This window comes from Streptomyces sp. NPDC037013, assembly GCF_055607265.1.
Window position 1 is genome coordinate 438,895 of record NZ_JBVJRV010000007.1, and the last position, 19,298, is coordinate 458,192.

Annotated in this window: 17 protein-coding genes and 1 pseudogene; 13 read left to right on the top strand and 5 right to left on the bottom strand. The window is 73.8% G+C overall.

Going from position 1 to position 19,298, the window contains the following annotated elements:
• The first annotated feature begins 364 nt into the window (after window positions 1–364).
• From ACZ7DY_RS27365 to ACZ7DY_RS27380, 4 genes are all read left to right on the top strand, one after another.
• Window positions 365–1,756: an MFS transporter gene (locus ACZ7DY_RS27365; RefSeq protein WP_471139464.1), complete on the top strand. Its 1,392-nt coding sequence runs from the start codon at window positions 365–367 to the stop codon at window positions 1,754–1,756.
• Window positions 1,757–2,115: 359 nt separating this feature from the next.
• Window positions 2,116–2,625, top strand: a complete 510-nt coding sequence (locus ACZ7DY_RS27370; RefSeq protein WP_471139465.1) for a DUF2771 domain-containing protein — start codon at window positions 2,116–2,118, stop codon at window positions 2,623–2,625.
• Window positions 2,622–3,341, top strand: coding sequence for a futalosine hydrolase (locus ACZ7DY_RS27375; protein WP_471139915.1), 720 nt, complete (start codon window positions 2,622–2,624; stop codon window positions 3,339–3,341). Before ACZ7DY_RS27370 ends, ACZ7DY_RS27375 begins: the two co-directional genes overlap by 4 nt.
• On the top strand, window positions 3,322–4,278 hold the full coding sequence (locus tag ACZ7DY_RS27380; protein WP_471139467.1) for a 1,4-dihydroxy-6-naphthoate synthase: 957 nt from the start codon (window positions 3,322–3,324) through the stop codon (window positions 4,276–4,278). The genes ACZ7DY_RS27375 and ACZ7DY_RS27380 overlap by 20 nt, the downstream gene beginning before the upstream one ends.
• 126 nt (window positions 4,279–4,404) lie before the next feature.
• Here the strand turns inward: ACZ7DY_RS27380 and ACZ7DY_RS27385 are convergent, their stop codons facing one another.
• Window positions 4,405–4,788, bottom strand: coding sequence for a cold-shock protein (locus tag ACZ7DY_RS27385; RefSeq protein WP_016642928.1), 384 nt, complete (start codon window positions 4,786–4,788; stop codon window positions 4,405–4,407).
• Window positions 4,789–4,980: 192 nt separating this feature from the next.
• Between ACZ7DY_RS27385 and ACZ7DY_RS27390 the strand changes: the two genes are divergently transcribed.
• Window positions 4,981–5,235, top strand: a complete 255-nt coding sequence (locus ACZ7DY_RS27390) for a hypothetical protein (RefSeq protein ID WP_471139469.1) — start codon at window positions 4,981–4,983, stop codon at window positions 5,233–5,235.
• 5 nt (window positions 5,236–5,240) lie between these two features.
• Here the strand turns inward: ACZ7DY_RS27390 and ACZ7DY_RS27395 are convergent, their stop codons facing one another.
• The gene (locus ACZ7DY_RS27395) at window positions 5,241–5,870 is read right to left on the bottom strand and encodes an HAD family hydrolase (protein ID WP_471139471.1); all 630 of its coding nucleotides are present in this window, start codon (window positions 5,868–5,870) and stop codon (window positions 5,241–5,243) included.
• Window positions 5,871–5,983: 113 nt separating this feature from the next.
• Between ACZ7DY_RS27395 and ACZ7DY_RS27400 the strand changes: the two genes are divergently transcribed.
• The 4 genes from ACZ7DY_RS27400 (at window position 5,984) to ACZ7DY_RS27415 (ending at window position 9,946) form a co-directional block, all read left to right on the top strand.
• A complete protein-coding gene (locus ACZ7DY_RS27400) occupies window positions 5,984–6,982 on the top strand; it encodes a FecCD family ABC transporter permease (protein WP_471139472.1) in 999 nt (332 codons plus the stop codon).
• Entirely contained in the window at window positions 6,979–8,076 is a 1,098-nt protein-coding gene (locus ACZ7DY_RS27405) for a FecCD family ABC transporter permease (RefSeq protein ID WP_471139474.1), read from the top strand. Before ACZ7DY_RS27400 ends, ACZ7DY_RS27405 begins: the two co-directional genes overlap by 4 nt.
• Complete coding sequence (locus tag ACZ7DY_RS27410) at window positions 8,073–8,885, top strand: ABC transporter ATP-binding protein (protein WP_471139475.1); 813 nt, start codon at window positions 8,073–8,075, stop codon at window positions 8,883–8,885. The genes ACZ7DY_RS27405 and ACZ7DY_RS27410 overlap by 4 nt, the downstream gene beginning before the upstream one ends.
• A gap of 71 nt (window positions 8,886–8,956) precedes the next feature.
• Window positions 8,957–9,946, top strand: a complete 990-nt coding sequence (locus ACZ7DY_RS27415; RefSeq protein WP_471139477.1) for an ABC transporter substrate-binding protein — start codon at window positions 8,957–8,959, stop codon at window positions 9,944–9,946.
• 19 nt (window positions 9,947–9,965) lie between these two features.
• On the opposite strand, the gene ACZ7DY_RS27420 is transcribed toward ACZ7DY_RS27415, so the two are convergent.
• Window positions 9,966–11,192, bottom strand: a complete 1,227-nt coding sequence (locus ACZ7DY_RS27420; protein WP_471139480.1) for a hypothetical protein — start codon at window positions 11,190–11,192, stop codon at window positions 9,966–9,968.
• 237 nt (window positions 11,193–11,429) lie between these two features.
• Between ACZ7DY_RS27420 and ACZ7DY_RS27425 the strand changes: the two genes are divergently transcribed.
• Window positions 11,430–11,618 carry a hypothetical protein gene (locus ACZ7DY_RS27425; protein ID WP_471139481.1) on the top strand — a complete coding sequence of 63 codons (189 nt, stop codon included), beginning with the start codon at window positions 11,430–11,432 and terminating at the stop codon, window positions 11,616–11,618.
• A gap of 134 nt (window positions 11,619–11,752) precedes the next feature.
• Window positions 11,753–12,796 (top strand): annotated as a pseudogene (locus ACZ7DY_RS27430) (glycosyltransferase 87 family protein); the annotation flags it as partial.
• A gap of 55 nt (window positions 12,797–12,851) precedes the next feature.
• On the opposite strand, the gene ACZ7DY_RS27435 reads toward ACZ7DY_RS27430, so the two are convergent.
• A complete protein-coding gene (locus ACZ7DY_RS27435; RefSeq protein ID WP_471139484.1) occupies window positions 12,852–14,492 on the bottom strand; it encodes a DNA repair helicase XPB in 1,641 nt (546 codons plus the stop codon).
• Window positions 14,493–14,647: 155 nt separating this feature from the next.
• Between ACZ7DY_RS27435 and ACZ7DY_RS27440 the strand changes: the two genes are divergently transcribed.
• Complete coding sequence (locus tag ACZ7DY_RS27440; RefSeq protein WP_471139917.1) at window positions 14,648–15,406, top strand: metallophosphoesterase family protein; 759 nt, start codon at window positions 14,648–14,650, stop codon at window positions 15,404–15,406.
• Window positions 15,407–15,409: 3 nt separating this feature from the next.
• Here ACZ7DY_RS27440 and ACZ7DY_RS27445 read toward each other — a convergent pair whose 3' ends face one another.
• Window positions 15,410–16,351, bottom strand: coding sequence for a hypothetical protein (locus ACZ7DY_RS27445; protein ID WP_471139486.1), 942 nt, complete (start codon window positions 16,349–16,351; stop codon window positions 15,410–15,412).
• A 175-nt stretch (window positions 16,352–16,526) separates the two neighbouring features.
• Between ACZ7DY_RS27445 and ACZ7DY_RS27450 the strand changes: the two genes are divergently transcribed.
• On the top strand, window positions 16,527–19,073 hold the full coding sequence (locus ACZ7DY_RS27450; protein WP_471139488.1) for a helicase-associated domain-containing protein: 2,547 nt from the start codon (window positions 16,527–16,529) through the stop codon (window positions 19,071–19,073).
• The last annotated feature ends 225 nt before the right edge of the window (window positions 19,074–19,298 follow it).

The following is a 19,298-nucleotide window of genomic DNA, read 5'->3' on the forward strand; positions in this document are numbered from 1 at the left end:
ACCTGCGGCGCAGGGCAACCCCGGCAGGCGGGTAGGCGGGACAGGGAGGGTTACCCGGGGCCCCAGGCAGTCCGACCTACCCCCGCCCCGCGGCGCGGGGCAAACGGGTGGGCGGGTGGGGAGACCCGCCGCGCAGCGGCGGAACAGGGCGGCGCAGGGCAACGGGCGGGTGGGCGGGGCAGGGGCTTCCCGGTGGCCCCAGGTAGTCCGACCCACCCCCACCCCGCGGCGCGGGGCAAACCGGTGGGTGGGTGGGGAGAGCCGCCGTGCCGGGCCACAAATCCCCACGCCACGGCTCACAGCCAGTATTCGCACTAGCAGCGCCCCAACAGGGCACTATGACGGAGTGGCCCCCACAAGGTCGATGTCCGTAGGAACCGTCTCGCCGGGCCCGGCGAGGCGGACCGCGCGTGCGCTGGGGCGCGCCCTGCACCTCCCGTTCACCGGTACGGCCCGCGGCATCCGCAAGGCCACCCATGCCCATGGAGCGGGCGAGTCGGGGCTCGGCAAGCTGATCGAGCTGCACGCGGTCAACGGCGCCGGCGACGTGATGATCACCGTCGCGCTCGCCTCCACCGTGTTCTTCTCGGTGCCGACCGACGAGGCGCGCGGCCGGGTCGCGCTCTACCTCGCCATCACCATGGCGCCGTTCACGCTTCTCGCCCCCGTCATCGGGCCGCTCCTCGACCGGCTTCCGCACGGCCGCCGCGCCGCGATGGCCGGTGCGATGCTGGCCCGCGCCCTGCTCGCCCTGGTCCTGTCGGGTGCCGTCGTGACGGGCAGCGTGGAGCTGTATCCGGCCGCGCTCGGCGTGCTGGTCGCCTCCAAGGCGTACGGCGTGGTCAGAAGTGCCGTGGTGCCGCGGCTGCTGCCGCTCGGTTTCTCCCTCGTCAAGGCGAACTCTCGCGTCACCCTGGGCGGCCTGCTGGCGACCGCCGTCGCGGCGCCTATCGGGGCGGGGCTACAGGCGCTCGGGCCGCGCTGGCCCCTGTACGGCGCCTTCGTGATCTTCGTTTCCGGCATGTTCCTGTCGTTCTCGCTGCCGCCGAAGGTCGACTCCTCGAAGGGCGAGAGCAAGGCGCTGCTCGCCGCCGACGAGGAGCACCTGCACCTGCACGCCCGCGCCCAGGCGGCCGACGACAGCCGCAAGAAGCGCATGGGGCTGCGTACGGTGGGCCCGGCCGTGACCCACGCCCTGGCCGCCAACGCGGCGCTGCGCTGTCTCTCCGGCTTCCTCATCTTCTTCCTGGCGTTCCTGCTGCGCGAGCATCCGCTCGCGGGCCAGAGCGCGGCGGTCTCGCTCGGCATAGTGGGCGTCTCGGCCGGGGCGGGCAACGCGCTGGGCACGGCCGTGGGCGCCTGGCTGAAGTCCCGGGCGCCGGAGCTCATCATCGTGACCGTCGTCGCGGTGGTGCTGGGCGTGGCGGTCATGTCGGCGCTGTTCTTCGGCGCGGTGGGCGTCGCCTGTCTCGGCGCGTGCGCGGGCTTCGCGCAGGCCCTCTCGAAGCTGTCCCTGGACGCGCTGCTCCAGCGGGACGTCCCGGAGGAGGTCCGCACCTCCGCGTTCGCCCGTTCCGAGACGCTGCTGCAGATGGCGTGGGTGATCGGCGGCGGCATCGGCATCGCGCTGCCGCTGGTGGGGACGCTCGGCCTGTCGGTGGCGGCCGGGATCGTCGCCATCGGCTGGCTCTCGACCGTACGCGGCCTCCTCACCTCCGCCCGCCGGGGCAGCCCCCGCCGCACCCGGGTGGTGTGACCCCCGCCCGCCACGGCGACCTCCACCGCACCAGAGTGATGTGACCCCACCCGACCCACGGCCACCCACAGAACGCCCGGCCTGTCGGTGGCAGCCCCCGCCACACCAAAGTGGTGTGACCCGCACCCCGACCCACGGCCGCCCACAGGACGCCCGGCCCGTCGGTGGCGGCCCCCGCCGCACCAGAGTGGTGTGACCCCCACCCCGACCCGCGACCACCCCCAGGACGCTCGGCCCACACACGCACCCCCACACACGCCCCCCACACGCACCCCCCAAGCCCCACCCCCCTCCCCCCCACGGCACGCCCGCGACCCCCGCGTAACAGCACCCCCCGGCGCGCCCGATAGCCTTCCGCCATGACCTCCCTGCTCCGCGGCGGAGCCGCGAATGTGAACAGCGCGGCGCGCCGCCGCCGCACCGTGGCCGCCCTTGGCGCCGTCTCCGCCGGACTCCTCGTCCTCTCGGCCTGTGACAAGCCGACCCCGCTGGCCACCGTGACGGTCGGCAGCGACTCGGTGCACACCGAAGCCTCCTGCTACAACGACGGCAAGGAGCTGAAGCAGTCGCAGCTGAAGCCCTGCCTCCAGGACAAGGACGTCAAGACGGTCAAGATCGACCCCGACGAGAAGGTCCGCTTCGGCGTCGACCCGGAGATGGCCGAGAAGGGCTGGACGCTGCTGATGAACGGTCAGCCGCTGACCGAGGCCAGCAAGAAGACGTACGTGGTGATCCCGGGCAGCGTCTTCTTCAACCAGCAGTACGGCGGTGGCGGCAGCAAGTCGACCGTCAGCCTCCTCGAGGGCGGCAAGGGCTCCGGGTCGAAGGCGACCGGCCTGTGGTCGTTCAAGTTCGAGAAGGACTCCTGACCACGTCCTCCTCGCCCGTAACCCCAGCCCGGCCCGCCGCCGCCCGCGTCCTCGTCGCCACCGCGGTCCCCGCCGAACGTGACCCGGTGGCCCGGGCGCTGGCGGAGGCCGGCCTCGACGCCGATGTCATCGCGGTCGGCGTGGGCCCGGCCGCGGCCGCGGCGGGCACGGCGACCGCACTCGCCCGTGCCGATGCCGCGGCCCGCCCCTACGCCCTGGTCGTCTCGGCCGGGATCGGCGGCGGCTTCGCCCCGCACGCCCCGCTCGGCTCGCTCGTCGTCGCCGACGAGATCACCGTCGCCGACCTGGGCGCCGAGACCCCCGACGGCTTCACGCCCGTCACCGAGCTGGGCTTCGGCGCCGTCACCCACCGTCCGCCGCGTTCCCTCGTACGGGAGGTGGCAGAGGCCTGTGGCGCCGCGACCGGCACCGTCCTGACCGTCTCCACCGTGACCGGCTCCGCCGAGCGCGCCGCCGGGCTGCGGCTGCGCCACCCGGGCGCCCTGGCCGAGGCGATGGAGGGTTTCGGGGTCGCCGAGGCGGCCGCGCTGCACGGCGTGCCCGTCCTGGAGATCCGCGCGGTCTCCAATCCCGTCGGCCCGCGCGACCGCGCCGCCTGGCGGATCGGTGACGCGCTGGCCGCGCTGAGCGACGCGTTCGGGAAGTGCGCGCCGGTACTGAGGAGTTGGAACACACATGGCATCCCATCCGACTGAGTCCCCGGCGGCCCCCCTGGACCGCCCGCTGCGCATCGCGTACTCGCCCTGCCCCAACGACACGTTCGTCTTCGACGCCTGGGCGCACGGCCGGGTGCCGGGCGCGCCCGCACTCGACGTCACGTTCGCGGACATCGACATCACCAACGGCATCGCCGAGCGCGCGGCGGCCGCGCACTCCACGGCATCCCAGGCCCTGTCCTCCCCCTCGCCCGCGCCCTCGATCCCGACGGATCCGGACCTCGACGTCCTGAAGGTGTCGTACGCCGTGCTGCCGTACGTCCTGGACTCGTACGCGCTGCTGCCCTGCGGCGGCGCCCTCGGCCGGGGCTGCGGGCCGCTGGTCCTCACCCGGGAGCCGGGCGTCGACCTGACCGGCCGGACCGTCGCCGTGCCCAGCGAGAAGTCGACGGCCTACCTGCTCTTCCGGCTCTGGGCGGCGGACACGCTGGCCGACGGCGGCGTCGGCGAGATCGTCGTGCTGCCCTTCGACCAGATCATGCCCGCGGTGCGCGACGGCAAGGTCGACGCGGGCCTGGTCATCCACGAGGCGCGCTTCACGTACCAGAACTACGGACTGCACCGCCTCGCCGACATGGGCGAGCACTGGGAGGCCACGACGGGCCTGCCGATCCCGCTCGGCGCGATCATCGCGAAGCGGTCGCTGGGCGCCGAGGCGCTGCGCTCGCTCGCGGACGCCACCCGGGCCTCGGTCCGCATGGCGTGGGACGACCCGGAGGCCTCCCGCCCGTACGTCCTGGAGCACGCGCAGGAGATGGACCCGGCCGTCGCGGACCAGCACATCGGGCTGTACGTCAACGAGTTCACGGCGGATCTCGGCGAGGACGGTTACGCGGCCGTCCGCGGTCTGCTGACGCGCGCCGCGGCCGAGGGACTCGTACCGCCCCTCGGCCCGGACGCTCTGGCGTTTCCCTGAGGGGAATCGCGCGGGACGTGAACGGGACGTGAGCGGGACGAGCGGCCGGCCGGGCCCTGTCTCGGCCGGCCGCCACCGCGCGCCCCGTGGTCCGCTGCGTCCAGGCGGTCCTATACGTCCGCGGTCCTACACGTCCAGCTGGTCCGCGACCGCCCGCAGCAGCCCCGCGATCTTCGCTCCGGACGCCTTGTCGGGGTAGCGGCCCTTCTCCAGCATGGGCGTGATGTTCTCCAGAAGCGTCGTCAGGTCCTGCACGATCGACGCCAGTTCGTCCGGCTTGCGGCGCTGGGCGGCCGCCACCGACGGGGTCGGGTCGAGAAGGGTCACCGAAAGGGCCTGGTCACCGCGTTGTCCCGCGACCACGCCGAATTCCACGCGCTGGCCGGGCTTGAGTGTGTCGACGCCGGCGGGCAGTACTGAGGAGTGCACGAAGACGTCGCCGCCGTCGTCGCGGGAGAGAAAGCCGAAGCCTTTCTCGCTGTTGAACCACTTGACCTTGCCGGTAGGCACGTGAAGTCCTCGTCCTCGTACTCGTCGTACTCGTCTATGCCGGCTCCGCCCGTCCGGTACGACGGCGCGAAAACGGCTCTGGATAGCACTACAGCGGGTCGCCCGACCCGCCGGAACCAAGCCTATTGGTCCGGGGGCCGGTGACAAGACGTCCCCGGATTGTTCCTTCGCGCTGGGAACTACCCTGGTCGGGTGCGTGACAAAACCCAAGCGAATTCCGCCGGGCCGGGCGATGGACTGGTCCGGACCGGAGCAATCGTCTTCTTCGTCGGGGCCGTGGCCACCATGGTCACCGTCGCCCCCCTGTTCCTGGGCACCGACCCGTTTCCGTCCCTCGCGTACGCGGTGTGCATGCTGATGGGCGTCGGATTCCTCATCGCCGCGGCCGGCGTGCTGCGCGGCATCGCCTTCCAGCGGCGGCGGGCCAGGTCGACCGGGACCACCTGAGGGCCCTACCCGGCGGCGCCCCGCGCCACGTACGCGTCGAGCCAGGCCGGGAACTCCCCGAGGCCGCCGAGGACCACGTCCGCGCCCGCCGCGCGCAGTTCCGCTGCGTCGCACGGCCCGGTCGCCACCGCCACGGAGAGCGCGCCCGCCGTACGCGCGCCGCGTACGTCCCCGGTGTGGTCCCCGACGTACACCGCGGCGCCGTGTTCGCGCAGCGCCTGCGCCTTCGCCTCCGCCCACAGCCAGCCGATGACGGCGTCGGCCTGGATGCCGAGGTGCGAGAGGTGGAGCTTGGCGTTGGGCTCGTGCTTGGCGGTCACCACGATCGCGCGGCCGCCGTGCGCGTGGACGGCCGCGACGGCCTCGCGGGCGCCGGCCATCGCGAGGGTCGGCTCGATGGCGTGTGTGGTGTAGATCTCACGGTAGCGGTCGCCGGTCTCCTGGATCTTCTCCTCCGGAAACCAGTTCCGCAGTTCCTCCTCCAGGGGCGGGCCGAGCCGCGTCACCGCCAGGTCGGCATCGACATACGTCCCCGTCTCCGCGGAAAGCGCCTGATAGGCGGCCTTGATGCCGGGCCGCGAGTCGATCAGGGTCATGTCGAGGTCGAAGCCGACGGTCAGCGTGTGTGAGCTCATGGGGCCATTCTGCCGAGGGCGACCCCCCGGCCCGCACCTAGACTTAGCCTCGCCTTACCGAGCCGCGTCATGCTCCACGCGTTCCTGCCGTCCACGTGAAACGAGCTCAGCCGATGCGTGTGCCCGTCCGACGTGCCGCCGTGCTGACGGCGGCCGTCGCGGCCCTGCTGCTCGCCGTCCTGTTCAGCCTCGCCGTCGGTGCCCGCGCCATCGCGCCCTCCGTCGTCCTCGACGCGCTGCTGCACGGCGGGGCCGGCGACTCGGCCGGGGTGGTCCGCGAGATGCGGGTGCCGCGGACCGTGACCGGCGTGCTGGTCGGCGCCTCGCTCGCCCTGGCAGGCACCGTCCTCCAGGGCATGACCCGCAACCCCATCGCCGACCCCGGCATCCTCGGCATCAGCCAGGGCGCATCCGTCGGCGTCGTCCTCGCCATCGCCTTCGCCGGGGTGCACACGCTGACCGGTTACGTCTGGTGGGCGTTGGCCGGCGCCGGCCTCGCGGCGGTCGCCGTCCACGCCATCGCCTCCGGCGGCCGCGGCGGCGCCACCCCCGTGAAGCTCGCCCTCGGCGGCGCCGCGGTCAACGCGCTGCTCGTCTCCGTGACGACCGCGGTCCTCACCACCCGCGCCGCCGCGCTCGACGAGTTCCGGTTCTGGCAGGTGGGTTCCCTCTCCGGCCGCGACGCCGGGATCATCGGCCGGACCTGGCCCTTCCTCCTCGCCGGCCTCGTGCTGGTCCTCGCGGTCGCCCGCGGCCTGGACGCGCTGGCGCTCGGCGAGGACGTCGCGAAGGGGCTCGGCCAGAACGTCGCGCTGGTACGGATCGTCGGCGGGCTCGGCGCGACCGTCCTCACCGGGGCGGGCGTGGCCGCCGCCGGCCCCATCGCCTTCATCGGCCTGGCCGTCCCGCACATCGCCCGGGCTCTCATCGGCACCGACCACCGCTGGCTGCTGCCGCTGGCGGCCCTCATCGGCCCGGTCATGCTGCTCGTCTCCGACACGGTCGGGCGGATCGTCTTCCCGCCCGGCGAAGTACCCGCCGGGGTGATGACCGCGCTCATCGGGGTGCCCTTCCTCGTGACGCTCGTACGCCGGAAGGCGGTTGCCGCATGAACACGGCGGCCCCCGCGTCCCGTTCCCGGGCCGGCGCCGGGCCCCGCGTGCGCCCCACCGGATACGCGGTGCTGCGCGTGCGCCGCGCCGCCTTCCTCCTGCACCGGCGGTCCGCCGCCGTGGCGGCCGCCCTCACCCTGCTGCTCGCCGCGGCCTGCCTCTCCTACCTCTGCGTCGGCGAGTCCTTCGTGCCGCCCGCCGAAGCCCTCAAGGTCGTCTTCGGGCAACCCTCCCCCGACGAGCTGGTCGTGGGCACGCTGCGCGCACCCCGCATGGTGGTGGGCATGCTGGCCGGCGCCGCGTTCGGGGTGGCGGGCGCGCTCATCCAGACCGTGGCCCGCAACCCCCTCGCCAGCCCCGACCTCATCGGCATCAGCCAGGGCGCGAGCGCGCTCACCGTCGGCGCGATGACCTTCGGGGTCACCTCGTACACCGTCCTGCCCTATCTGTCCGTGCTCGGCGGAGTCGCCGCCGCCGCGCTCGTGTACGTCTTCGCGTGGCGCGGCGGCCTGCACGCCACCCGGTTCGTCCTGATCGGCATCGGTTTCGCCATCGCCCTGCGCTCGGTGACGACGCTCTTCATGACCAAGGGCGACCACCTCGTCGCCCAGCAGGCCCAGATCTGGATGACGGGCTCCCTCAACGGCCGCGGCCGGGCCGAGGCCGAACCGCTCGGCCTGGCCCTGCTCGTGCTGCTCCCCGGCGTCCTGTGGGCGGCCCGCGCCCAGCGCGCGGTCACCCTGGACGACGACACGGCGACGGCCCTCGGCACGCGCCTGGGACGCGTACGGCTCGGCCTCGTCCTGCTCGGCGTCGCCCTCGCCTCCGTGGCCACCGGCGCCGCCGGCCCCGTCGACTTCGTGGCGCTCCTCGCCCCGCAGGTCGCCCGCAGGCTCACCCGCACCGCGCAGATCCCGCTGCTCTGCTCGGCGCTCATCGGGGCGCTGACCGTCGTCCTCGCCGACCTGCTCGCCCGGCGCCTCTTCTCGCCCACCGAACTCCCGGTGGGCGTCCTGACGGCGGCGGTCGGCGCCCCGTACCTGATCCGGCTCATCGTCCGGAGCCGTTCCGTCCGCAATGGAGGCACGTCGTGACCCGCCTTTCGGCGCGCGAGCTGACCCTCGCCTACGAGGACCGCACCGTCGTCGACGGCCTCGACCTGGCGATACCCGACGGCAAGGTCACGGTGATCGTCGGCCCCAACGCCTGCGGCAAGTCCACGACGCTGCGGGCCCTCGGCCGGCTCCTCAGGCCCAGGAGCGGCGCCGTCCTCCTCGACGGCGAATCCCTCGCCACGCTCCCCACCAAGAAGGTCGCCCAGCAGATCGGGCTGCTCCCGCAGACACCCGTCGCCCCCGAGGCGATCACCGTCGCCGACCTCGTCGCCCGCGGCCGCCAGCCGCACCAGCGCTGGTGGCAGCAGTGGTCCGACGAGGACGAGAAGGCGGTGACCGAGGCGATGGAACGCACCGACGTCACCGCGCTCGCCGAACGCCCCGTCGACGAGCTCTCCGGCGGCCAGCGCCAGCGCGTGTGGATCGCCATGGCCCTCGCCCAGGACACCGGCCTGCTGCTCCTGGACGAACCCACCACCTACCTGGACATCGCCCACCAGGTGGAAGTCCTCGACCTGGTACGCCAGTTGAACCACGACCGCGGCCGCACGGTCGTCGTCGTCCTGCACGACCTCAACCAGGCCGCCCGCTACGCCGACCACCTCGTCGCCATGAAGGCGGGCGAGGTCGTCGCCGAGGGCGCCCCCGCCAAGACGGTCACCGAGGAGCTCGTGCGCGAGGTCTTCGGCCTGGACTGCGTGGTCGTACCGGACCCGGTGACCGGCTCCCCCCTGGTCGTCCCCGGGGCGCCCTGGTCCGCGACCACCCGCCCCGCCAGCCGCACCTGAGCCTCACCGCACCGAGTCGCACCTGCACCGAGCCGCACCCGCCCCCCGAAGGCCTCGTGAAAGGCGTCCTCATGACCTCCTCCCGGACCTCCTCCCGCTCCCCGCTGAGCCGCCGCACGCTCGTCACCGGCACGCTGGCCCTGACCGGCGCGCTCGCGCTCGCCGCGTGCGGCTCGTCGGACCCCGAAGGTTCCGGGGCCGCCGGGAAAACCCGTACCGTCAGGACGGCCATGGGCGATGTGCGCGTGCCCGAACATCCCGAGCGGGTCGTCGTCCTCGACACCGCCGAACTGGACTCGGCGCTCTCGCTCGGCGTGCGGCCCGTCGGCTCCACCCACGTCGAGGCCGAGTCCGGCTTCCCGGACTACCTGCCCGCGGGGAAGGTCAGCGGCATCAAGGACGTCGGCGAGATGATGAACCCCAACATGGAGGCCATCGCCGCCCTCAAGCCCGACCTCATCCTCACCTCCAAGATCCGGCACGCCGCCAAGTACGACCAGCTCAAGGCCATCGCGCCCACCGTCATGACGGAGACGACCGGCTTCCCCTGGAAGGCGAACTTCCAGGTCCACGCACGGGCGTTGGGCAGGCAGGCCGAGGCGCGAAAGGTCGTCGCCGACTACACGGCCCACACCAAGGAGGTCACCGGGGCCATCGGCGGCCCCGGCAAGGCCGCCCGGATCAAGGTCAACGTCCTGCGCTTCATGGAGGGCGCCGACATCCGCCTCTACGGCGACCAGAGCTACATCGCCACGATCCTCAAGGACGTCGGCCTCGGCCGCGCCCCCATCTCCGCGAAGGCGAAGGACGCCTTCTCCTACGACCTGTCCCCCGAGAAGATCGACCTCGCCGACACGGACGTCATCTTCCGCTCCACGTACGGCGATCCGAAGAAGTCCAAGGAGACGCAGACCGTGGGCAGCGGCCTGTGGAAGAACATGCGGGCGGTGAAGTCGGGCAACGTCCACACCGTCGACGACGAGCTGTGGATCCAGGGCATCGGCTACACCGCGGCCGGCAAGATCCTGGACGAGATCCGCGCCGACCTCACGAAGAAGTAGCGGGCAACACACCCGCCCCTCAAGGCCGTTGCCGCTGCGACCTCCACAGCAGGAAGAGCGCGGAGGCGACGGCCGCGCCACGCACCACCCACGGCCACGTCTCGGCCATGGCGTCGCTCATGTGGCCGTCCGCGATCGGCTCGCCCCACCGCCCGTCGGTACGCCCCCACAGCCAGCCGACCCCGGCGGCCACCGCGAGCCCCGGAAGCCCCAGCGCGGCGAACTTCGCCTCGGCGCGCGTGAGCCTGCGCGAGGCGTAGGCGATGAGCCAGCCGACGCCCAGGGCAAGGAGGTTGCCGAGGACCGCACCGACGGTGAGGAGCGCGGCGGCGAGCAGGAGCAGCGGATTCCTGAACGCGGGCCCCGCGCCGGCCCGGGCTCCGCGCGGCCACCACCGGCGCCGCCGGCCCCCGGCCGCGTCCTCCTCCCCTTCCCCGTCGACTTCCTCCTCGTCGTCGTACGCGTACTCGGCGTCCTCGTCCTCGTCGGCCGCCGCGGGGTTCCGCTTGGTGAGGCGGGCGCGGGCGTCGTCGGGAGAGGGCGGGGGTTTGAGTATCTCGGGGATCTCCACGCCGCCGACGAAGCCGGGGACGGTGTCGGCGACGCCGAACGGGGTGCTGTCCACCCGCCACCAGTCGGGTTCGGAACCGCTCGGGCCCAGTTCGTCGGTGCCCGCGAGGTGCGGCGGCGAGGGCCCGTCGGACTCCACCGGGGCGGGGGGCTCGGGGGCGGCGCGGCGGGGCCGGGGCACGATGCGCCGCAGCCGACCCGGCCCGCTCTCCGTGCCGGGATCGCGGCTCTCGCCGGACTCCCCGTGGGGGCGGGGGCGGGGGCGCGGCCGGGAGCGGTGGTTCCGCTGCACCGGCACGGCGGGGCGGGAGGGGCCCGGGCCCGGCTCCGCCGACTCGCTCCGTAGACCTGCCGCCTCCGCCGCTCCTGGGGCCCCCGCCGCTCCTGGCGCCTCCGGCCGGCCCGGCCCGTTCGGTGCGCCGCCCGTGGTGCCGCCCTTGGGACCGCCCGTCGTACCGCCCGCCGCTTCGACGACCTCCTCCGGGGTGCCGAGGCGGGCGAGGATGCGGCGCACGGACGCGGGGCTGTCGGCGGCACCGGACCGGCCGCGGTCGATGCGGTCGCGCAGGTCGGAGACGAGTCTCATCCGGTCGCCGGAGGACAACTGCCGCTGCTGTGCCAGGTCTCCGACCCGGCTCAGATAGTCGTAGACCAGCTGATCGCTCTCGATCCCCACGAAGTCCCCTCCGGGGCGGCTGCGTTCGACGCGCCGCGGTTGTGCCCAGCGCCTCCGACGGTACCGCCTCCCCACCCCCGGGCGCGCCCGGTCGGGCCCGAAGCGGGCCTCCACCTTCCGCCCGGCGGTCTCCGACTCAAGGTGTAGGGGATCAACCCTTAAGGGGCACCGGAGGGTGAGAGGCGGCCTGCACCACAGGCCGATGCGCGGCGGGCCCCCGGAAACCACCATGGAGACATGAGCGCAGCAACCTTCACCCCCGCGTCCGCCCCCTCCTCCACGGGCTCCGCCACCGGATCCCACGACACCTCCCACCCGCACCGCGTGGGCGGCGCCCTGCGCGCCGCCAAGGCCTTCGTGGGCGCCGCGTTCGGCGTCGTCGTCCTCGGCGAGTACGCGGAGGAAGCCGGCGTACGACGCCGCTGACCGCCCCCGGCGGCGCACCCCGCCCCTGACCGGAGCCCCGGCAGGGCGGCGTCTCCAGCCGGTCGCGTTCCACTAGTCTCACGCCCGTGAAAACACGGACCGTGACCGCACCCTCACTTCCGGCAGCAGGCGTCCTGCTCGCGGTCTCCGTCGCCGCGCTCGCCGCCCTCTGCGCCCTCCGGCACGTCCCGATGGCCGACACGCTGGTCTACCGGGCCGAGGGCGCGGCCGTCGCCAACGGAAGTGATCTGTACGGGTTCACGGTCACCGAGTGGCAACTGCCCGCCACCTACCCGCCGTTCGCCGCGATCCTCTTCGTACCGACGACGTGGCTCCCCCTCGGCGCGCTGAAGGCCGTCTTCCTGACCGGCAACATCGCCCTCCTCGCCCTGCTGGTCCACCTCTCCTGCCGGCTCGCGGGCCTGCGCACCCGCGCGCCGCTCCTCTGCGCCGCCACGGCTCTCGCCCTCTGGCTCGAACCCGTCTTCCAGACCGTCCTGTTCGGGCAGATCAACCTCGCGCTGGCCTGCCTGGTCCTGTGGGACCTCACCCGCCCGCCCGGCGCGGTCGGCAAGGGTTTCGCGGTCGGCGTCGCGGCCGGCATCAAGCTGACCCCGGCCGTCTTCATCGCACACCTCTTCGTGCGCGGCCATGTCCGCGAGGCGGTCACCGCGCTCGTCTCGTTCACCGGGACCGTGCTGTTCGGCGCGCTCGTCCTGCCCTCGGCCAGCGTCGAGTTCTTCACCCGGCGGCTCTTCGAGACGGGCCGGGTGGGCAAGGCGTGGATCGTCGACAACCAGTCGCTGCAGGGCCTGATCGCCCGCGTCCTGCACGAGACGGCGCCGGGCGCGGCATGGGCGGTGCCCGCCGCGCTCACCGCCGCCGCAGGTCTCCTGCTGGTCCGGCGCGCCTCGGGGGAGCCGGCCGCCGTGCTCCTGACCGCGTTCACGGCCCTGCTGATCTCCCCCATCAGCTGGTCCCACCACTGGGTGTGGTGCGTCCCCCTCATCGCCGTGCTGATCGCCGGGGGCAGGATGCGCGCAGCCGCCGCCGTGGCCCTCGTTTTCGCGGCCCGGTCCTTCTGGCTGCTCCCGCACCACGGCGACCTCGATCTCCGGCTGCCGTGGTGGCAGCAGGCACCGGCGGCGCCGTACCCGCTGCTCGCCCTCGCGGTGCTGCCCCTGCTGGGCAGGTGCGTCGCGCCGCCCGCGCCGCGGCCCGCGCCCGCCGGTACTACCCGGCCAGCAGCTCGTCCGCGTCAACGATCCGGTACGCGTACCCCTGCTCGGCGAGGAACCGCTGCCGGTGGGCGGCGAAGTCCTGGTCGATGGTGTCCCGCGCGACGACGGAGTAGAACCGCGCCTCGTGCCCGTCGGCCTTGGGCCGCAGCACCCGCCCGAGCCGCTGGGCCTCCTCCTGCCGGGAGCCGAACGTGCCGGAGACCTGGATGGCGACGGTGGCCTCGGGCAGGTCGATGGAGAAGTTCGCGACCTTCGACACGACGAGGACGGAGATCTCGCCCTGCCGGAAGGCGTCGAAGAGCTTCTCGCGCTGCGCGTTGGTCGTCTCGCCCTTGATGACTGGCGCGTCCAGGTGCTCGCCGAGCTCGTCGAGCTGGTCGATGTACTGCCCGATGACGAGGGTCTGCTCCCCGGCATGCTTCTTGACCAGCGCCTCGGTGACCTTCCGCTTGGTGGCGGTGGTCGCGCAGAACCGGTACTTCTCCTCGGCCTCGGCGGTGGCGTACGCGAGCCGCTCGCCGTCGGTGAGGTTGACCCGCACCTCGACGCAGTCGGCGGGCGCGATGTACCCCTGCGCCTCGATCTCCTTCCACGGCGCGTCGAAACGCTTGGGCCCGATGAGCGAGAAGACGTCGGACTCGCGGCCGTCCTCCCGTACGAGGGTGGCGGTGAGGCCGAGGCGGCGGCGCGCCTGGAGGTCGGCGGTGAACTTGAAGACGGGCGCGGGCAGCAGGTGCACCTCGTCGTAGATGACGAGTCCCCAGTCGCGGGAGTCGAAGAGCTCCAGGTGCGGGTAGATGCCCTTCCGCTTCGTCGTGAGCACCTGGTACGTGGCGATGGTGACGGGCCGGATCTCCTTCCGGGTCCCGCTGTACTCGCCGATCTCGTCCTCGGTGAGGGAGGTCCGCTTCACCAGCTCGTGCTTCCACTGCCGGGCGGAGACGGTGTTGGTGACGAGGATGAGGGTGGTGGCCTTGGCCTGCGCCATCGCGCCCGCGCCGACGAGGGTCTTCCCCGCGCCGCAGGGCAGCACGACCACTCCGCTGCCGCCGTGCCAGAACCCCTCGACGGCCTGCTGCTGATAGGGCCGCAGCGACCAGCCGCTCTCGTCCAGGTCGATCTTGTGCGCCTCGCCGTCCACGTATCCGGCGAGATCCTCGGCGGGCCAGCCGAGCTTCAGCAGCGTCTGCTTGATCTGCCCGCGCTCGGAGGGGTGCACGGCGACGGTGTCCGGGTCGAGCCGGGCGCCGACGAGCGGCTGCACCTTCTTCGACCGCAGGATCTCCTCGAGGACGGGCCGGTCGGTGGTGGTCAGGACGAGCCCGTGGGTGGGGTGCTTGGAGAGCGTCAGCCGCCCGTACCGCGCCATCGTCTCGGCGACGTCGACGAGCAGCGCGTGCGGCACGGGGTACCGGGAGAACTCCACGAGCGCGTCCACGACCTGCTCGGCGTCGTGCCCGGCGGCGCGCGCGTTCCACAGGCCGAGCGGGGTGACGCGGTAGGTGTGGATGTGCTCGGGCGCCCGCTCCAGCTCGGCGAAGGGCGCGATGGCACGGCGGCAGGCGTCGGCCTGCTCGTGGTCGACCTCGAGCAGGAGGGTCTTGTCCGACTGGACGATGAGGGGACCGTTCACGCGAGCGCCCTTTCGTTAAGGCCAAACGTCCAGTGTGCCGCATGGGGGCGGGTGGGGGTGGTGACGTGGGCTACAGGGCGTGCGGGAACGCCGTCCTTCGCGGACGGCGAAACCCTGCGCACCCTCGCCGAACGTCCGCCACCGTGATGCCCATGATGATCACCGAGCTGCGCCGAGTCGCCGTCCTGTCCGACATACATGGGGTCCTGCCCGCCCTGGAGGCGGTGCTCGCCGAACCCGACGTACGGGCGGCGGATCGGATCGTGCTGACCGGGGACATGGCGGCGGGGCCGCAGCCCGTCGAGGTGCTCGACGTGCTGGCCGGGCTGGGGGACCGCGCCGTCTGGGTCCGGGGCAACGCCGACCGGGAGCTGGTCGAACACCGGCGGGGACAGCACTGTGACGACGCCATCTCCGCCTGGGCGGCGGAGCGGCTGCGCGAGGACCACCTCGACCTGCTGGCCGGGCTGCCCCAGTCGGTGCGGCTGTCCCTGCCCGACCTCGGCGACACCCTCTTCTGCCACGGCACGCCCCGCGACGACGAGGAAGTCGTCCTGGTCGACTCCCGGCTCGACCGCTGGCGGGAAGTGTTCGACGGCCTCGGCCCGGAGGTGCGGACGGTGGTCTGCGGCCACACCCACATGCCGTTCGCCCGCCTCGCGCACGGCCGCATGGTGGTCAACCCGGGCAGCGTCGGCATGCCCTACGGCAGAGCCGGCGCCCACTGGGCACTCCTGGGCCCGGGCATCGAACTGCGGACCACGGAGTACGACATCGATGCCGCGGTCACCCGTCTGACCCGGGAGTCCGGCTACCCGGACATCGCCGAGTGGGCCGACTACTACCTGCGGGCCCGCGCCACCGACGCGGACGCCCTCGCGGTGTTCGGACCCCGGGACGGACGGGAGGGGTAGGGCTTACGCGCTCGTGTCCGTGGCCTGCGCGACCTCCGGGGGCTCCGGCGCCTCCTCGAAGAGGTCCTCCGCCGCGGCGGCCGTCAGCGAGCGGTCGAACCAGAGGCCGAGGGTGTCGAGGTCCGTGCAGGAGGTGACACGCTCCCGGACGTCATCGGGGACGTGGACATCACGCTTCTCCAGCACGCGCAGGATCAGGCACGCGCGGTCCTTGGCCCTTCCCTCGGCCCTGCCTTCGGCCTTGCCCTCGAGGTAAGCCGTCTCGCGGACCGTGCCGCGGCCGGGGAAGTAGCTGACGAAGCCCATGATTTCCCTCCATTTGTTTCCGGCTGCGGTACCCCGCAGATTGATGTCCAGGAACTCGTAGAAGTAGTCGGCGGCCTGCCCGTGCTGCTCCTGAAGGGCGGCGCCGAATGCTTCCAGTATGGCGTCGATGTGTGGGTTGCGGGCGTGTGCCAGGGCGGAGAAGGCCGCCATGGCGGGGTTTGCCGCGGCGGTCCGCCGGTCGGTGATCACCGGCAGATTGTCGGGGCCGATGACCATCGGATACGTGCGCTGAGTGACCCAGCCGCGCGTACCGCAGACGAAGGGACCGCTCGCCCACTTGGCCGTCGCCTGGTCCTGGCAGACGACGAGCAGCAGTACGGGCAGGCGGTACTTGGCCTGGAGGTGGGCGACGTAGTACGCCCAGCTGAGCTCCTTGTCCGGCTTGCGGGCGCCCTGCGACTCGACGGCCAGCAGGAAATCGTCCCCGTCGGACGGGCCGACGCGCAGCACGGTGTCCACGCGGCGTTCCAGCGGCCGGGTCTCCGTCACGTCGGGGGTGAGCGCGTCCAGGGTCGCCTTCTCGGGGAAGGCGATGCCCAGCACTCTGAAGACGGGGGCGAGGATCTCCGGCCGCTCCTGGAAGATGCGGTGCAAGCCCTCGTGGGCTGAACTGACCATGGGCGCAAGCTAGGTGGCCCGCCGGGGAGCCCGCCCGGGCAACGGGATGCGTTCACTCTTTCGAGAGGTGGGGAAACGTTCACGCCGTTCCGGGGCGGCGGACATGTCTCCACGCGCCGCCGTCCGCGCGGCCGGCACCCCCGCCGCCCCCGCCCGACCCGCTACCGTGAACCGGATGAGCACCGACGAGTCGCAGCCCAGGGACAGCGCCGACGCCCGCGCGAGCGGGAGTGCGGTGCCGCGTTCCCTCGCCGAGGCGCTCCGGTCGCGGGAGGACGGCGCGCTCGGCGAGCTGCTGCGGGCGCGGCCCGATCTCCTCAGCCCCGTGCCCACCGACCTCACCCAGCTCGCCACCCGCGCCGGCACCCGCGCCTCCGTGGTGCGCGCCCTGGAGCGGCTCGACCGGTTCGCGCAGCAGGTCGCCGAGGTGCTCGCGGTGGCGCCGGAGCCCGCCTCGTACGACGACGTGCGCGCGCTGCTGGCGGGGGACGACGGGGACGCCGCCGTCGAGGAGGCCCTGCCGCGCGCCCTCGCCACCCTCCACGCGCAGGCCCTGGTGTGGGGGCCCGACGACCGGCTGCGGCTCGTCCGCACCGCCCGCGAGCTGCTCGCCCCCACCCCGCAGCACCCGTCGCCGACCGGGCTCGGCCCGACCGTCGCCGAGGCCACGGCCGGCATGTCGCCGACCCGCGTGCAGGACATCGTCGCGGCGGCCGGGCTGCCCACCACGCACGACCCGGTCTCCGCCGTACAGGCGCTGACCGCCCTGTTCACGGACCGCACCCGGATGTCGGCGCTGCTCGACCAGGCGCCCGCCGAGTCCGTGGAAGTGCTGTCGCGGCTCGTCTGGGGGCCGCCGTACGGGCAGGTCACCGCCGACCCGGCACGCCATCTGCGCTGGCTCCTCGACCGGGGCCTCCTGCTGCCCACGGCCCCCGGCACGGTCGTGCTGCCCCGCGAGGCCGCCCTGCATCTGCGCGGGGGCCGCGCCCACCGCACGCCCGAGCCGGTGCCGCCGCCCGTGGGGGCGGCGCGCGAACACCGTCCACAGGTTGTGGACGCGACCGCCGCGGGCCAGGCGTACACCGCGCTCGCCACCGTCGAGGAGCTGCTGAAGGACTGGGACGAGGGCGGCCCAGCGGTGCTGCGCGCGGGCGGGCTGAGCGTGCGCGACCTCAAGCGGACGGCAGTGGCCCTCGACACGTCCGAGCCGCTCGCCGCGTTCTGGGTGGAACTGGCCTACGCCGCCGGTCTGCTGGCCTCCGACGGCGAGGCCGAGGAACGGTACGCCGCGACCCCCGCGTACGACGAGTGGCAGGAGCTGCCCGCCGCCGAACGCTGGTCCGCGCTGGCCACGGCGTGGCTCGCGGCCACCCGCACGGCCGGCCTGGTCGGCGGCCGCGACGGCAAGGACCGCACGCTCTCCGCGCTCGGCCCGCACCTGGACCGCTCGGCCGCCCCCGAGGTCCGCCACCGCGTCCTCACCCTCCTCGGCACGCTCCCCGAGGGCACGGCACCCGACCCCGACTCCCTGCTGGCCCGCCTCCACTGGGAACGCCCCGCCGCAGGGCGCCTCACCGGAGCCCCCACCGCCCCCGGCAGGGACGGCGCCGCCAACCCCTCCGACTCCCCCACCCCGCAGGACCTGCGCTCCCGCATCGCCCGATGGACCCTGAACGAGGCCGAGTTGCTGGGCGTCACGGGACGGGGAGCGCTGTCGACGCACGGCCGGGCACTGCTGGCCCACAGCGCGCACGGCACGCGGACCGAGAGCACCGCCGAGCGGGGCGCCGCCGCGGCCCACGCCGCCCGGCTCCTCGCGCCGCTGCTCCCCGAACCCCTCGACCACGTCCTCCTCCAGGCCGACCTGACCGCCGTGGCGCCAGGACCGCTGGAGCGGCCGCTCGCCGACGCCCTCGCCGTCATCGCCGACGTCGAGTCGAAGGGCGGCGCCACCGTCTACCGCTTCACGCCCGGCTCCGTGCGCCGCGCGCTCGACGCCGGGCAGTCGGCCTCCGACCTGCACGCCTTCCTGGCCGCCCACTCCCGTACGCCGGTGCCGCAGCCCCTCGCCTACCTGATCGACGACGTGGCGCGCCGCCACGGCCACCTGCGGATCGGCGCCGCCTCCGCCTATGTGCGCTGCGACGACGAAGCCCTGCTCGACGAGATCATGGCCGACAAGCGCGCCCAGGCCCTGCGCCTGCGCCGCCTCGCGCCCACCGTGCTGGCCGCGCAGGCGGACCCGGGCACGCTCCTCGAAGGGCTGCGCGCCATGGGGTTCGCGCCCGCCGCGGAGAGCGCCGAGGGCGACGTCCTGATCACCCGCGCCCACGCCCACCGCACCCCGCCCCGCTCGGCCCCCGAGCCGGTGCCCGACGGCCCGCCGCTGCCGGGCGCCACGCTCATCGACGCGGCGGTACGGGCGATCCGCGCGGGCGACCTGGCGTCGACGGCGCCCCGCAAGGAGGTCCCGGCCGCCGACGGCAGGCTGCCGCGCACCACGGCCGCCGAGACCCTCGCCACCATGCAGGCCGCGGTGCTGACCGGCGAGGCCGTGTGGATCGGGTACGTGAACGCCGAGGGCGCCGCCAGCCAGCGGGTGATCGCCCCGGTGCGCGTGGAGGGCGGCTTCGTCACGGCGTACGACCACACGGCGGACGAAGTCCGCACGTACCCCCTGCACCGCGTCACCGGCGTCGCCGAACTCGCCGACGACTGACACCGACGACTGACACCGACGACCGGCACCCCGTGCGGGCGCGCGGGCGGCTCCCGTCCGGAGCCGCCGCGCGAATTCGTTGGCCCCGGCGGCCACCGCCGTCCTAGGATGCCTCCTTCCCGCCTCCCCCGCGGAGCGCCGCCGCCCGGACGGAAACCGGCCGGCCCACCTCGCCCAAGCAGCAACGGAGCAGAGGCCGCAGACCACACCGCAGAACCGCCGGAG

Bases quoted from the DNA above. Each gene is read 5' to 3' on its own strand.
- ACZ7DY_RS27365 (WP_471139464.1), top strand. From the start codon at position 365: ATGTCCGTAGGAACCGTCTCGCCGGGCCCGGCGAGGCGGACCGCGCGT.
- ACZ7DY_RS27370 (WP_471139465.1), top strand. From the start codon at position 2,116: ATGACCTCCCTGCTCCGCGGCGGAGCCGCGAATGTGAACAGCGCGGCG.
- ACZ7DY_RS27380 (WP_471139467.1), top strand. From the start codon at position 3,322: ATGGCATCCCATCCGACTGAGTCCCCGGCGGCCCCCCTGGACCGCCCG.
- ACZ7DY_RS27395 (WP_471139471.1), bottom strand. From the start codon at position 5,870: ATGAGCTCACACACGCTGACCGTCGGCTTCGACCTCGACATGACCCTG.
- ACZ7DY_RS27400 (WP_471139472.1), top strand. From the start codon at position 5,984: ATGCGTGTGCCCGTCCGACGTGCCGCCGTGCTGACGGCGGCCGTCGCG.
- ACZ7DY_RS27405 (WP_471139474.1), top strand. From the start codon at position 6,979: ATGAACACGGCGGCCCCCGCGTCCCGTTCCCGGGCCGGCGCCGGGCCC.
- ACZ7DY_RS27415 (WP_471139477.1), top strand. From the start codon at position 8,957: ATGACCTCCTCCCGGACCTCCTCCCGCTCCCCGCTGAGCCGCCGCACG.
- ACZ7DY_RS27425 (WP_471139481.1), top strand. From the start codon at position 11,430: ATGAGCGCAGCAACCTTCACCCCCGCGTCCGCCCCCTCCTCCACGGGC.
- ACZ7DY_RS27440 (WP_471139917.1), top strand. From the start codon at position 14,648: ATGATCACCGAGCTGCGCCGAGTCGCCGTCCTGTCCGACATACATGGG.
- ACZ7DY_RS27445 (WP_471139486.1), bottom strand. From the start codon at position 16,351: ATGGTCAGTTCAGCCCACGAGGGCTTGCACCGCATCTTCCAGGAGCGG.
- ACZ7DY_RS27450 (WP_471139488.1), top strand. From the start codon at position 16,527: ATGAGCACCGACGAGTCGCAGCCCAGGGACAGCGCCGACGCCCGCGCG.